At 24.3% G+C, this 14,019-nt stretch carries 15 protein-coding genes; 9 read left to right on the top strand and 6 right to left on the bottom strand.

Annotation, left to right across the window (positions count from 1 at the left end; genetic code table 11):
• Positions 1–6: 6 nt before the first annotated feature.
• The gene (locus ACQY31_RS00650; RefSeq protein WP_428080109.1) at positions 7–777 is read left to right on the top strand and encodes an MBL fold metallo-hydrolase; all 771 of its coding nucleotides are present in this window, start codon (positions 7–9) and stop codon (positions 775–777) included.
• Here ACQY31_RS00650 and ACQY31_RS00645 read toward each other — a convergent pair.
• From ACQY31_RS00645 to ACQY31_RS00620, 6 genes are all read right to left on the bottom strand, one after another.
• The gene (locus ACQY31_RS00645; protein WP_428080108.1) at positions 772–1,314 is read right to left on the bottom strand and encodes a glutathione peroxidase; all 543 of its coding nucleotides are present in this window, start codon (positions 1,312–1,314) and stop codon (positions 772–774) included. The genes ACQY31_RS00650 and ACQY31_RS00645 overlap by 6 nt on opposite strands.
• Positions 1,311–2,492: a Na+/H+ antiporter NhaA gene (gene nhaA, locus ACQY31_RS00640; protein WP_428080107.1), complete on the bottom strand. Its 1,182-nt coding sequence runs from the start codon at positions 2,490–2,492 to the stop codon at positions 1,311–1,313. The genes ACQY31_RS00645 and nhaA overlap by 4 nt, the downstream gene beginning before the upstream one ends.
• Before the next feature lie 6 nt (positions 2,493–2,498).
• Positions 2,499–2,993 carry a zinc-ribbon domain-containing protein gene (locus ACQY31_RS00635; RefSeq protein WP_428080106.1) on the bottom strand — a complete coding sequence of 165 codons (495 nt, stop codon included), beginning with the start codon at positions 2,991–2,993 and terminating at the stop codon, positions 2,499–2,501.
• A 534-nt stretch (positions 2,994–3,527) separates the two neighbouring features.
• Entirely contained in the window at positions 3,528–4,091 is a 564-nt protein-coding gene (locus ACQY31_RS00630; RefSeq protein WP_428080105.1) for a hypothetical protein, read from the bottom strand.
• Between the two features lie 2 nt (positions 4,092–4,093).
• Positions 4,094–4,387 carry a hypothetical protein gene (locus ACQY31_RS00625; RefSeq protein ID WP_428080104.1) on the bottom strand — a complete coding sequence of 98 codons (294 nt, stop codon included), beginning with the start codon at positions 4,385–4,387 and terminating at the stop codon, positions 4,094–4,096.
• Positions 4,388–4,389: 2 nt separating this feature from the next.
• Positions 4,390–4,707 (bottom strand): hypothetical protein, encoded by a 318-nt coding sequence (locus ACQY31_RS00620; protein ID WP_428080103.1) that lies wholly within the window; start codon positions 4,705–4,707, stop codon positions 4,390–4,392.
• A 123-nt stretch (positions 4,708–4,830) separates the two neighbouring features.
• On the opposite strand from ACQY31_RS00620, the gene ACQY31_RS00615 reads away from it, so the two are divergent.
• The 8 genes from ACQY31_RS00615 (at position 4,831) to ACQY31_RS00580 (ending at position 13,906) form a co-directional block, all read left to right on the top strand.
• Positions 4,831–5,304, top strand: a complete 474-nt coding sequence (locus ACQY31_RS00615) for a hypothetical protein (protein ID WP_428080102.1) — start codon at positions 4,831–4,833, stop codon at positions 5,302–5,304.
• 68 nt (positions 5,305–5,372) lie between these two features.
• Positions 5,373–6,296, top strand: a complete 924-nt coding sequence (locus tag ACQY31_RS00610) for a glycosyltransferase family 2 protein (protein ID WP_428080101.1) — start codon at positions 5,373–5,375, stop codon at positions 6,294–6,296.
• Between the two features lie 3 nt (positions 6,297–6,299).
• Positions 6,300–6,836, top strand: coding sequence for a dTDP-4-dehydrorhamnose 3,5-epimerase (gene rfbC / locus ACQY31_RS00605; RefSeq protein WP_428080100.1), 537 nt, complete (start codon positions 6,300–6,302; stop codon positions 6,834–6,836).
• Positions 6,823–7,842 carry a dTDP-glucose 4,6-dehydratase gene (rfbB, locus tag ACQY31_RS00600; protein ID WP_428080099.1) on the top strand — a complete coding sequence of 340 codons (1,020 nt, stop codon included), beginning with the start codon at positions 6,823–6,825 and terminating at the stop codon, positions 7,840–7,842. The genes rfbC and rfbB overlap by 14 nt, the downstream gene beginning before the upstream one ends.
• A 5-nt stretch (positions 7,843–7,847) precedes the next feature.
• On the top strand, positions 7,848–8,690 hold the full coding sequence (gene rfbD / locus ACQY31_RS00595) for a dTDP-4-dehydrorhamnose reductase (protein WP_428080098.1): 843 nt from the start codon (positions 7,848–7,850) through the stop codon (positions 8,688–8,690).
• Positions 8,680–9,438 carry a sugar nucleotidyltransferase gene (locus ACQY31_RS00590; RefSeq protein WP_428080097.1) on the top strand — a complete coding sequence of 253 codons (759 nt, stop codon included), beginning with the start codon at positions 8,680–8,682 and terminating at the stop codon, positions 9,436–9,438. Before rfbD ends, ACQY31_RS00590 begins: the two co-directional genes overlap by 11 nt.
• Positions 9,439–9,444: 6 nt before the next feature.
• Positions 9,445–12,975 (top strand): glycosyltransferase, encoded by a 3,531-nt coding sequence (locus ACQY31_RS00585; RefSeq protein ID WP_428080096.1) that lies wholly within the window; start codon positions 9,445–9,447, stop codon positions 12,973–12,975.
• The gene (locus ACQY31_RS00580; RefSeq protein WP_428080095.1) at positions 12,962–13,906 is read left to right on the top strand and encodes a glycosyltransferase family 2 protein; all 945 of its coding nucleotides are present in this window, start codon (positions 12,962–12,964) and stop codon (positions 13,904–13,906) included. The genes ACQY31_RS00585 and ACQY31_RS00580 overlap by 14 nt, the downstream gene beginning before the upstream one ends.
• Positions 13,907–14,019: the final 113 nt, after the last annotated feature.

Below are 14,019 nucleotides of genomic sequence, written 5' to 3'. Positions count from 1 at the left end.
AAAAATATGAAATTTATTATTTTAGGCTGTGGAAGCTCAATGGGTGTACCAAGACCAGATGGTTTTTTTGGAAATTGCGACCCAAAAAATAAAAAAAATTACAGAACAAGATGCTCAGCATTATTAAAAACTACTGATGAGAATATACTAATAGATACTTCTCCTGATTTAAGACAGCAACTTTTAAGACACAAAATTAAAAAAATTAATAAAGTTCTTTATTCCCATATGCATGGAGATCAAACTCATGGAATAAATGATTTAAGATCTTTTTATATAAATAGCAGGAAACAAGTTAAAGTTTATGCAGATAATGACACTTCAAAATATCTTAAAAATTCATTTTCTTATATTTTTAAAAGTTACTCGAAAGAATACCCGGCAACATTAAATTTAAATAAATTACCAACAAATATTTACATAAAAAATAATAATAAAAAAATTAACATTCAATCTATTACGGTTGAGCATGGGAAAGTAAATTCGAATTGTTTTATTATTGATAAAAAATTAGCTTACATAAGCGATGTAAGCAAAATTTTTGAAAAGGATTTTAAATATTTTAAAAACTTGAAATATTTAATAATTGATTGTTTATGGTACAATTTTCATCCATCACATTTCAACTTGGAAAATTCACTTAATATCATCAAAATATTCAAGCCCAAAAAAGCTATTCTTACAAATTTATCACCAGTGTTAGATTATAAGGTTCTTAAAAAGTTATTGCCTAAAAATGTTATACCTGCTCATGATGGTTTAACTTTAGAACTATAAAATATTTTCAATCGATTTAATCAACTTTTTTGACATTGGTTTAGTAAAAGATGCAAAAGTATCCTCTACTTTTCCTTCTCTGTTAATTAAAATTTTATGAAAATTCCATTTTGGAACTGCAGATTTACCGTGATTTTCTTTTGCCCACTTGAAAAGTTCATGAGCATTTTCTCCTTTAACTTCTGTGATAGTTGTTAGTGGAAAATTGATATTAAAATTTACTTCACAGAATTCTTTCACATCTGCATCGTTTTTTTTTTCTTGGTTAAAGGAATTTGAAGGTACTCCAAGAACAATTAAACCTTTTTCTTTATATAACTCCCATAATTCCTGTAATTCGTCATATTGTTTGGTAAAACCACAAAAACTTGCTGTATTAACAACCAGAATAACTTTACCTTTATAGTCATTTAGATTTATTGTTTCACCAGCTATGCTTTGAATAGTGAAATCATAAAACTTTTTTTCATAGTTTGCTGTTGCTGCGGTTTTAAATAAAAACATAAATATAGAAATTAGAAATATTATTTTTTTCATTTTTTTGGTTTATTTGGTGTAAGTAATATTAAAAAATAACCAAATAAAGTAGATAGTAATGAGCCAGTCAAAACACCTATTTTTACACCATCCATATATTGCATATTATCAACAAAAGCTAAATTCCCTACAAATAAACTCATTGTGAAACCAATACCAGTAAGAACTCCAACTCCATAAAAATTATACCAGCTTGTATCATTTGGCATTTGGGCTACTTTTAATTTTATTGATACATAAGAGAATATAAATACACCAAGTTGTTTACCCAAAAATAGACCAAGTACAATACCTAGTGGAACCTTATCCAATAATGAAGTGAAAGATAAACCTTCAAGAGAAACACCTGCATTTGCAAATGCGAACAGAGGCATTATTCCAAAAGCAACATATGGACTAATTGTATGTTCTATTTTTATCAATAGTGAAAAATCTTTGTCTTTTTTTCTATGAGGGATTGTCATAGCCAATAAAACACCAGCAATTGTAGCATGGATACCTGAGTTGTGAGTAAAATCCCAAAGAAAAAGTCCAACTACTAAATAAGGTAAGAATTTTTTAATTTTAAATTTATTTATTAACAACAAAACAATAAAAGCTAAAAGCATTAAGGTTAAATACTTAATGCTCAAATCTCCAGAGTAGAATAGGGCAATAATTACTATTGCTCCTAAATCATCAATAATAGCTAAAGCTGTTAAAAATACTTTTAATGATAGAGGTACTCTTTTTCCAAGCAATGATAAAACTCCTAAAGAAAAAGCTATATCTGTAGCAGATGGAATTGCCCATCCATTTAAAGTTTCACTATCACCTAAATTAATAAAAACATAAAATAATGCAGGAACTAACATACCTCCTACAGCTGCTATAATTGGTAATAAAGCTTTTTTAACATTGGAAAGTTCACCTTGTAAAAATTCTCTTTTAATTTCTAAGGTAACAAAGAAGAAGAATATTGCCATCAAGGCATCGTTGATCCAATGTAATACTGATAATTTTAATCCAAAATTATTAAAACCAATAAACAGATATTTATTTAGTGTAGCAAAATATAAATCTGCTAATCCAGAATTGCTTATAAATAATGCAATGATTGCAGCGAATAGCAGAACAAGTCCACTTGCAGCTTCTAATTTAAAGAACCATATAAAAGGTTTAGATATATAGTTAATCATAAAATATTAAATTAGGTCTATAATAAATAGTTTAATATCTTGCAATGTTTCAAAAAGGTTAAATAATATAATTTCTAATCCAGGAAACACATTAATAAGTGGGGTTTTAATAGTGTCTAGCAGAATAATTAAAGCAACAAAAGATATAATAAATACAATTAAATAAGAAAAAAACTTTATTCCATTATTTCCTAAATTTTTAGATAAATTGTTACTTTTTTGCTTTTCTAAAATATTTTCTTTTTCATTATTTATTTTATTATTAACTTTAACAAACTCTTTTTTTTTCTCCTCTATTATTTCCTCTTTCTTTTCAACTTTGACTTCATTATCTTTACTTTCGATTTCATTATTTAACTTTAAAACTTCTTCATTTTCTTCTTCAATTTTATAAAACCAAATATGATTGCATGAACCACACTGCAAATCTCTTCCGTCATTAGGAATTAAAGAATTATCAATTCTGAATTGTTTATTGCAATTTGGACAAGTAATTATCATACTTCGTTATATAACAGATTTTACTTAAATTTCTTTTAATTTAGGCTTCTTTATACATTGAAATTATCAATAACTACTGTATTAGTACTTCGATCGGAGTGTAGCGCAGCCTGGTAGCGCATCTGGTTTGGGAGATTATTTATTTTAACACATCTCAAAACCAAAATATCATTGTTAATCAACAATAATTTAACATATCAAAAGTAATTTATTGTTCAATAAAAAACAGCATAGCCCCCAAATAGCCCCCATATGAAAATAGGTATAACAAAAATCCAATAAATTCATCATTGTATTTTAGTTAGCCATTATCAAAATTTATTAAAAGGGATCCTAAAGCATGCTTTTAGAAAAAAGAAACTTTTAAAAGAGGGTGAGGTTACAATTTTGTATTTAGGTTCGTATATATCTACGAGTATTACAAGATCTTATAAACTTAGTTGTTCAAAAAAGTTTCTAAAAAAAATTATTAAAAAAACTTATCAATTATCCTATAAAATCCTAGATAATTAAATAATATAAAAATTTAATAAATTATTTTGAAACAGATAAAAAAAACAAACGTTTAATTCCAATATAACCGAACACAATCAAAACAACTCCCAAAGTATCTCCAGTCACATAACCTAAAAACTCAGGTAAAAATCTCTCTATTTCATAATTTGGTCTTGTTAATAATCTTAGAATATTTGCTAAACTAGCATTAATAAAAGCTGAGATTAATGTTAATGAAATTATATAAGTTGGTTTAAACGAATTATCTAAATTTTTAAAGATATTTTTTATTATTAATGCTCCTAAAGGAACACACAGTGTTGAAATTAATGTTATAGATATAAAAGTTAAATCAAAACTTACAAATCCTTCACTAATGAAACCCGTATACAAATGAGCAAAAAATAGCCCTGGAACAGCCCAATAACCATAAATTAAAAAAGCTAATAGTCTCCACCCATGAGGAATATAAATTGAATAAGCTATAGTATTAAATTCACTGGTTAAAAAATTACCTGAATAAATCTGTAATTGTACAAGATGAATTAAAACATATGAAATAAAAACTATTACAGTGATACTTAATAATCTAATTATACTCATAATTAAATTATGTTTAGTTTTCTAAAATAATTTAATTTTTCTATAATTTCACTATTTTTTTTATTTGTTTCACGTGCAATAGTATAAATAATTGTTTTAAAATTTTCTAAATTTTCTAAATTTTCTAAATTTTCTAAATTTTCTAAATTTTCTAAATTTTCTAAATTTTCTTTTAATGAAATAAATTTATTTAAAATTTTTTGATCCATAGTTGACAAATCTTTAACATCTTTAAACAGCTTTTGATCAATATTGTGTACAAAATTTATCAAATCATTAATGTTTTTCTTTGCCATAATTAGTTTTCTAAATATTTTTTAAGCTTATCTTTAATTTCTTTTTTTATACTAATTTTTTTAGTTCTTTTATCTTTGATATTTATTTTTCTCTCTATGATATTGTTTTTTTCTAAATTTTGGATGATTGTAATTTTCTTAGAGCGAGATGCATCGATTTTATTTTCATCTAAAAATTTATCAGCAATAATATCTTTTTTTTCTAATTCATATTTGTAAAATAAAAGCACAATTTCTAAAGTTGTTTTATCAACTGATATTTTTTTTAGATCTTTATCTCTCGAATTTATTATTTCTAATAATTCATATTTAAAAGACACTTGAAAAAATTAACAGTTATTAAAGTTAAATTAAAGTTAATATTAATATTGAAATTTAATATTAATTTTAAATAGGATTATTTAATATTTTTAAGTATCAAAGAAGTTCTAAAAATAAGGTTTATGTGGCTAATTGCTAAAAATAAACCTAATGAATTCAATCTTGCAATTAGCGAATTAGCTAAAATTAGTATAGTTCAATATTACCGACCTGTCACAAAAATTAATAAAAAAATAAAGAACATTTTACTTAATTATTTTTTTATAGAAATTAAGGAAAATAAGGAAATTCTAAAAAAGATTAAATACACCAAAGGTATTAATCAAATATTAGAAGATAGCCTATACCACCAAAAACCGATTAATGACTTTATTCAATTTTGTAAAAGTGAAGAAGATCCAAAAGGGTATTTAGGAAAAGAGTTTTTTTTAAAATTTTTAAAAAACAAAGGCCAATTTACCTCAGGTCCTTTTAAAAACATATTCTTTGAAGTCTTAGAGCAAAACGACAAAGAAATAAAAATATTATTAGATAACTACAAGCATCCAATTGTAATTAATAAAGACCAATCCACAGTTGGAATTGACTTTATCTAATAACTAATAATGAAATTGATGAAAGACTGTAAAAAACCACTACAGCCTGAGTGCGGAGCTATGTTTAAATGATAAACAACAAACCAACTGTTGCAATTTTAATGGCGACTTACAATGGTGAAAAATTTATATCGCACCAAATTGATAGTATTTTAAATCAAAGTGAAGTTAATGTTCATTTTTATATTTCTGATGATGGATCAACAGATAACACGTTAAACATCATTCAAGATTACAAAAATAAATATCCAGATAATTTTAAAGCAATCTTTAATGTAAAATTTAAACATCCTGCTAAAAATTTTTTAAGTATTCTTCCTAAAATTACACACACTTATGATTTTTATGCTTTTTCAGATCAAGATGATGTTTGGTATCAAGATAAATTAATCACTGCGATAAACAAAATTAATGAAGGACATGACTTATATTGTGGACGTACCGAAAATGTCGATAAAAATCTAACTTCCATTGGTCATTCTCCTTTATTTGAATTTGCACCTTGTTTTAAAAATGCAATTGTTCAATCGATAGCAGGGGCTAATACGATGGTCTTTAACCACAAATTATTTGAAATGTTAAAACCTTCATTTAACTTTACAGTTCCGATGCATGATTGGTGGACTTATATTCTAACCACCTTTTCAGGACATAAAGTATTTTATGATCCATTTCCTAAAGTTATGTACCGTCAACATGAAAACAATTTTAATGGTTCTAACCTAGGTCTTTTTAATCAATTAAGACGAATAATAATGGGTTTACTTGGAAGATTTAAGTATTGGAATAATTTAAATGAAAAAAATCTTATGGAATATTTAGATTTTGCAACACAAGAAAATCTAAAAGTTTTTTATAAATTTCAATATTTAAGAAAAAAATCTACATTTATTAATTTTAATCCATCTTACATAAATAGAGTTGGCATATACAGGCAAACAACACTGGGTAATTGGATGTTAAAATTATCATTTCTTCTTAAAAGAGCCTAAGATTTGAAAATTATAAAAACCAAGATTAAAGGAGTTTTAATCATTCAAACTAAATTATTTAAAGATAATAGGGGATATTTTACAGAAAGTTACAACCTTAAAAAATTTAAGAAATTAAATATAAAGACAACCCTTCAAGACAATGTTTCATTTAATAAAAAAAAATACACCTTTAGAGGTTTGCATTACCAAATAAAACCTTTCGCTCAATCAAAACTAATAAGGGTAGATCAAGGTGAAATATTAGATTTTATTTTAGATTTAAGACCAAGATCAAAAACTTATCTAAAGATGATCACTATTAAATTATCTGAAAAAGATCAAAAGCAAATCTATATTCCAAAAGGAATAGCGCATGGTTATTTAACTTTAAAACCAAATACCAAAGTTCTTTATAAAGTTGATGAATATTATTCACCTAAACATGAACAAGGGATCAATATCAAGGATCCAAAATTAAAGTTTAACAAAATAAATATCAATAAATTTATTTTAAATAAAAAAGATAAAAACTTTTCCTTTTTAAATGAGAGATATTAAAACAATTCTTGTAACTGGTGGCTCAGGTTTTATTGGATGGAATTTTTGTAATTTAATATTATCAAATACAGATTATCATATTATAAATGTTGATAATTTAACTTATGCCTCAAAAGATAAGATTTATTATATTCAAAATAAGAAAAATTATAAATTTTTTAAAAGAAATATCTGCAATGAATTAGGTATCAAAGAGATATTCAATCATTACAATATTGATGCTGTTGTTCATTTTGCAGCTGAAACTCATGTTGATAATTCTATAAAACAAAGTGATCAGTTCATTAAAACAAATATACTAGGAACTCATAATCTTATTCAGATTTGTAAAGACCAAATTAGTCAAAACAAATTAAGTAAAGATTTTGTATTTGTGCATATTTCAACCGATGAAGTTTTTGGTCATTTAAATGAAAAAGACTCTCCCTTTACAGAGCAAACGAAATATAATCCAAGAAACCCTTATTCAGCATCAAAAGCAGCAGCTGATCATTTAGTTCGATCTTTTATTTCAACCTACGATTTTCCTGCAATTATTTTAAATTGTTGTAATAATTTTGGTCCCTTTCAACATGAAGAAAAATTAATTCCAAAAGTAATCAATAATATCATTAATCAAAAACCTATTCCAATTTATGGGAAAGGAGAGCAAATTAGAGAGTGGATATATGCAGGAGATTTTGGGAAAGCTATTTTAAAAGTTCTAAAACATTCAAAAATAGGAGAAAGTTATAATATTGGTAGTGGTAAGGAATATAAAAACATTGATCTAACAAATTTAATTTGCGGCCTTATGGATCAAAAATTAGAACTAAATCAAAGTTCTAAAAATCTTATCACTTATGTAACAGATAGACCAGGACATGATTTTAGATATGCCATGAATTCAGATAAAATTAAAAAACATTTAAATTGGCAATCTGAAACCTCATTTGTAGAAGCATTAGATAAAACAATTGATTATTATTTAAATCAAAACCAAAGCAAAAAAGCTGCTTATTTATAAGATTTTTGAAGATATTAGTTATAGGTGCAAACGGCCAAATAGGCTCTTCTTTAATAAAAGAACTCAAAAACCACAATGTAGAGCATGTAAATAAAGAACAACTAGATTGCACAAATTTAGAAGCAGTTAAAAATTATTTTATCAATAAATCCTATGATTATGTCATTAATGCTGTTGCATACACCAAAGTTGATCAAGCAGAAGTAGATACGGATAAAGCAAAATTGCTTAATGCAACCTATCCAAATGAATTATCAAAAATTTTAAAAAAAATGAATTGTGCTCTAATTCATTACTCAACGGATTATGTTTTTGATGGAACTAAAACTTCTGATTATTTTGAACAATCAATACCTAATCCTTTAAATATTTACGGTAAAACTAAATTATTAGGGGACTTATCTATTCTAAGACAAAAAATAAATGGTTATATTTTAAGGGTATCTTTCGTGTATGGGAATAAAGACCATAGTTTTTTAAACAAAATACAAAAACAAATTGATAAAAAAAATCCTTTAAGAGTAGTTGAGGATCAAGTTGGAACTCCAACCTCATCTATTTTTATTGCAAAAATAACAAGACAACTCATAGAATTAAAAAATATAAAACCTATTAAAATTTACAATCTAAGCCCAAAAGAAAAATGTTCTTGGTTTGATTTTGCAAAAGAATATTTAAGATTAAAAAATATTAAAACATCTATAAAAAATATTGAAACGGATCTAATCCAACAAAACGCTAAAAGACCAAGATTAGTAAAGCTCAATAGCTCAAAATTAGAACAATTATTACAAATTTCATTACCAAGTTGGAGACAAGTTCTAAAAGATTATTTAGATGAAAGATAGAATAGGGATCATCATGGCAGGAGGAAAGGGTACTAGGCTTTATCCTTTAACTAAAGTGGTTAATAAACACTTACTCCCTGTTCATGATAAACCCATGATCTATTATCCCTTATCAACATTAATTAGGCTTGGTCACAAAGTTATTTATCTAATCTCTACCAAAGAAAGCATTCCTTTATTTAAAAAACTACTTGGTAATGGAAAAAAATACGGCATTAAACTTTATTACAAAGTTCAAAATAAACCAAAAGGTATAGCTCATTGCTTTTTTTTACTTAAAAAACAAATTAAAAATAAAAAAACAACTGTCATATTAGGTGACAATTTATTTATATCTAATTTCGAAAACCTAACATCAATTATTAACAACCAAGGCTGTACGATAGTCTGTACTAAAGTAAGAAAACCTCAGCATTATGGAGTAGTTAACTTAAAGAATAATAAAATTACATCAATTGTAGAAAAACCAAAAAAACCAACATCTAATTTGATCGCTACAGGCCTTTACTTATTTGATGAAAATCTAACTAAACATTTAAATCAATTAAAACCTTCAAGACGAGGTGAATACGAAATTACAGATGTAAATAAAATTTATCTAAAAAAAAAACAATGCTTTAACTACAATCTTAAATCTACTGATTATTGGTATGACTTGGGTCAAATTAATGATCTTGATGACTGTTCTACTCTTCTCAAAATCTATCAGCAAAAAAGAGAATTAAATATAGGCCAATTAAAATTTTAATTTAAAATGTCTAAACAGATTTTGGTATTAGGTATGCATCGATCTGGAACATCGATGGTATCACGTATTCTAAATTTGATGGGTTGTTATTATAGCTCTGAAGATCAAACAGTTCTTCCTGGAGAAGATAATCCAAAGGGATTTTGGGAGAGAAAAGATGTTATGGATTTGAATAACAAAATACTTAATGACTATAAATCAAGTTGGGATAATCCATATCGATTAAAAAATGTAGAAATAGATAAATCCAAATATCTTAATCAACTTAAAAATATAATTTATAAATTAGAACCTCATCGACCATGGTTTATTAAAGATCCTAGACTCTCTTTAACTTATAATTGCTGGGAAAATATACTTGAAAATAATTTAAATATTTTAGTACTAAGAAATCCTCTGGAAGTATCAATATCACTCAATAAAAGAAATAATATTAAATATACATCGGGGTTAGCTTTATGGGACTTTTATACAGATCGATTAGTAAAACAAATTAATATAAAGAATACTATATTATGTTTTTACGATAATTTTATAGATAATCCTTATAAAGAAACTATTAAATTATTTAATTCTTTAAAAAAAAAGAAAATTAAGAATATTTACAAGCCAACAAAAGAAGAAATAGAAAACTTTGTAGATAAAAAGTTATATAGATCCAAGATAAATTTTAAAGAAAAGCTGTTCGATAAAGAGATATCTAAATTTTATTTAGATAAATATAATCAATTAAAACTTTTTAATTCAAACTTTTCTATTATTAGCCAAACTTTCATCAACTTAGAACAACAACAAAACACTATTCAATCCCTTAACCAAACCTTAACCACTAAAGACCAAGAAATTCATAATTTAAATAGTACTCTTACCCAACGAACTGAAGAAACCGAACAACAACAAAACACTATTCAATCCCTTAACCAAACCTTAACCACTAAAGACCAAGAAATTCATAATTTAAATAGTACTCTTACCCAACGAACTGAAGAAACCGAACAACAACAAAACACTATTCAATCCCTTAACCAAACCTTAACCACTAAAGACCAAGAAATTCATAATTTAAATAGTACTCTTACCCAACGAACTGAAGAAACCGAACAACAACAAAACACTATTCAATCCCTTAACCAAACCTTAACCACTAAAGACCAAGAAATTGATATCTTAAAAAATCTAAATCATCAAAATTTTACAAAGTATGAAAACATAAAAAAAAGTAATTCATTCAAAATTACAAAACCTTTAAGATGGCTTGGAAGACTTTTAAGAGGTGAATTTCACCTAGCATTACATCCTTTTAAAAGAAAAATAAAAAATATAAATTATAAAAAAAAAATTTATGATCACTATGTTTCAATTATTATAGTTAATTATAATGGGTTAAATCATTTAGATAGTCTTTTTAAATCTTTATACAATCAAACATATAATAAATTTGAAATCATATTTGTTGATAACAATTCTTATGACAATTCAGTTAATTTTGTAAGAAAAAAATATCCTAACGTAACAATAATAGTAAATAAAAAAAATTTGTATTTTGCAGAGGCTAATAATATTGGTTTTGAAAAATCAATAGGTGACTTAATTTTACTCTTAAATAATGATACAATATTAGATAGTAATTTTTTAGAGAGACTCATTAATAAATATAATCAAGACAAAGATATTGTTTCTGTAACACCAAAAATATTATTTTTTAAAAAATTTTTTAAATTATCATTACACATAGGTAAAAATGTAGATTTAAATTTTAAACATTTGATAGATAATCTTGAATATAAAAAATATTTTATAAAATCTTATCATTCTATTAAAAAAGATATTATTAAAACAGATAAAAAAGAATTAACACTTTGGTTACCGGAAGATGAAAATATTTATTTAAAACTTAAATCAGCAAATATTACTGATAAAAAACTTATAAATTATATTAAAATCAATGATAAAAAATTTTATAATTATGAAATTAAGAATAATTTTGAAATTTTAGTTAAAAAAAATTTTACAATTGATAAAAATAACAAATATATAATAAATAATGCAGGGTCTTCAAATTATAGAAACCCATACGATGTTGGTTTTGGTGAATTAGATTTAAATCAATATAAAAATAAAGAATTTTCAGAACTAGTTTGTGGGTGTGCAGTACTAATTAATCGATACACTATAGGTTACAATAAACTATTTATTACAGAATTTAAAAATTATTATGAAGATTCTGAATTATCAAATAGATTAGTAAAAAAAGGTAAAGTTGCATATGAAAACAACGCTGTTGTTTATCACAAACATTCAGCAACCTCAGTAGAAAATTCTTTTCACTGGCAATATTATGTAGCAAGAAATAAAATATTATATGATTTTTTCTTATTTAAAGAGAAAAATATTGAAAGTAAATTAAATGATTTTTTATCAAATATAAAATTTCAAGATTTAACTAATGTAAAAAAAAAACTTTTATCAGAAATTAATACTATTACAAAAAAGGGGATAAAAAATTTATTACAGCCTAATGTCATAAGAGTAGCTATTTATAATGAATATTGGAATACACTTGGTGGTGGGGAAAAAAGAGCACTTGATTTTTTGTATGAGCTTAAATTATCAAATAATTGTATAGATTTAATCTCAAGTACAGATTTTGATATTGACAAATTAAAGAATTATTTTGGTCATAATAATTTAAAATTAAGAAAAAGAATTTTAAACATTAAAAATGATAATATTAGTAATGAATATGATGTTTTTATCAACTCAACATATTTGTCCAATTTAATCAGTCATGCAAAAAAGTCTTACTTTCTTATTAGTTTTCCTCAAAAAAATGTTACAACTGATTTTTTAAACTCCTATACCTTTATTCCTAATTCAAAATACACTCTAAAATGGACTAAAACATATTGGAAAAAAAAATTTAAAAGCAAAATCAGTTATCCTAAATTCAATTTAAATAATAAAATCAAAAAAAATCATAAGAAAAAAATTATTTTAAGTGTTGGTAGATGGACACCTTTGGGACATTCAAAAAAACAACTTGAAATGTCGTATTTTTTTAAACAAATTTGTGCAACACATAAATTCAATGATTGGAAACTAATACTATGTGGTTCCATTGATATTAATAATAAAATAGAAATAAATTATTATGAAAAAGTAAAAAAATTTTTAGAAAATAATAATTTAAATTTTGAGTTACACAAAAATTTATCTAGGGATAAGTTATTACATTATTACCAAGAAGCATCAATATATTGGCATTTTACAGGCTTTAAAGAAAACTTAGATAATAAACCAGAAATGGCAGAACATTTTGGCATGAGTATTGTTGAAGCTATATCATTTAACTGTATTCCTTTTGTATTTAATTTCGGTGGACAAGTTGAAATTTTAAAATGTTTAAATATCGATAATACTTTTTCCTCTTATGAAGAACTAAAAAATAAAATGATGCAAAAAAAATCATTTAGAAAAATTTCTTTGAATACTAAATTTAAAAAAAATTTTTTTTTTAAAATAAATGAAAAAAAATAAATTTAAAAATAGAAATAAAATTTCTATTTCATTGCTAATACCTATTTACAATGAAGCTGATGCTGTTCCTAAATTACTAAAAAAAGTAGAAAATAATAACATTTATAAAGAAGTCTTAATTATAGATAATAATTCATCAGACAATTCTTTTAATAAGGTCTATGAATATGTTAAAAAAAATAAAAATTTTAGATTAATAAGTCAAAAAATAAAAGGTAAAACAAATGCTATTTTAAAAGGTATTAAAAATTTAAATAAGTGTGATTATGTGGCCATGATTGATGGTGATAACACTTATGACGTAGATGAAATATCAAAATTAATGACTTATTTAAAAGATTATGATGTTGTAAACGGGGATAGAATATCAAATTTAAACTACTTAAAATCATTATCAAATAATTATTTTCATTACTATGGCAATAGTTTCATCACTAAATTTTATAATTTAATGTTTTCTGATAATTTAAAAGATATATTCACTGGTTTAAGAATATTTAAGTATGATTTAATTAAAAAATTTTTTTTCTTTAGATCGGGATTCTCTTTAGAGACAGAAATTAATTGTATTCTAAAATTGAACAGAATTTATGTTAAAGAAGTTCCTATAAATTTTAAAGAAAGAAGTGGCAAATCAAAATCTAAACTGAATCCTATTAAAGATGGCTTGTTAATAATGTTTTGTATTTTGACAAATTTTATAAGCTATTTTCCATTTAAGTTTTTTTCTATTTTAGGCGCTATTTTTTTTGCTACATCAATTTATTTTTTTTATTTTCCTTTTAAGGAATATTTAATGTTTAATTATGTTTATAAAATACCATCATTAATAGTATCTGTTTCACTCTTTGTAATATCTTTATTAGCTTTTTTTTCAGGAATTATTTTAGAGAACATAAAAAAAATACATTTTAGCATCATTAGACTTTGACAAGAATAAATTATAGTTTTTTTGTTTTATTATTCATAATTTTAATTAGTTTATTTTCTAAAATTAGTTTTCATTATGATACGATAAATTACCATATTTTTAGTGGTTATATT

This window comes from Candidatus Pelagibacter sp., assembly GCF_965262185.1.
Lineage (GTDB): Bacteria > Pseudomonadota > Alphaproteobacteria > Pelagibacterales > Pelagibacteraceae > Pelagibacter.
This window is presented reverse-complemented; position numbering and strand designations above follow the sequence as displayed.

Bases quoted from the DNA above. Each gene is read 5' to 3' on its own strand.
- ACQY31_RS00650 (WP_428080109.1), top strand. From the start codon at position 7: ATGAAATTTATTATTTTAGGCTGTGGAAGCTCAATGGGTGTACCAAGA.
- ACQY31_RS00645 (WP_428080108.1), bottom strand. From the start codon at position 1,314: ATGAAAAAAATAATATTTCTAATTTCTATATTTATGTTTTTATTTAAA.
- nhaA (WP_428080107.1), bottom strand. From the start codon at position 2,492: ATGATTAACTATATATCTAAACCTTTTATATGGTTCTTTAAATTAGAA.
- ACQY31_RS00635 (WP_428080106.1), bottom strand. From the start codon at position 2,993: ATGATAATTACTTGTCCAAATTGCAATAAACAATTCAGAATTGATAAT.
- ACQY31_RS00630 (WP_428080105.1), bottom strand. From the start codon at position 4,091: ATGAGTATAATTAGATTATTAAGTATCACTGTAATAGTTTTTATTTCA.
- ACQY31_RS00625 (WP_428080104.1), bottom strand. From the start codon at position 4,387: ATGGCAAAGAAAAACATTAATGATTTGATAAATTTTGTACACAATATT.
- ACQY31_RS00615 (WP_428080102.1), top strand. From the start codon at position 4,831: ATGTGGCTAATTGCTAAAAATAAACCTAATGAATTCAATCTTGCAATT.
- ACQY31_RS00610 (WP_428080101.1), top strand. From the start codon at position 5,373: ATGATAAACAACAAACCAACTGTTGCAATTTTAATGGCGACTTACAAT.
- rfbB (WP_428080099.1), top strand. From the start codon at position 6,823: ATGAGAGATATTAAAACAATTCTTGTAACTGGTGGCTCAGGTTTTATT.
- ACQY31_RS00590 (WP_428080097.1), top strand. From the start codon at position 8,680: ATGAAAGATAGAATAGGGATCATCATGGCAGGAGGAAAGGGTACTAGG.
- ACQY31_RS00585 (WP_428080096.1), top strand. From the start codon at position 9,445: ATGTCTAAACAGATTTTGGTATTAGGTATGCATCGATCTGGAACATCG.
- ACQY31_RS00580 (WP_428080095.1), top strand. From the start codon at position 12,962: ATGAAAAAAAATAAATTTAAAAATAGAAATAAAATTTCTATTTCATTG.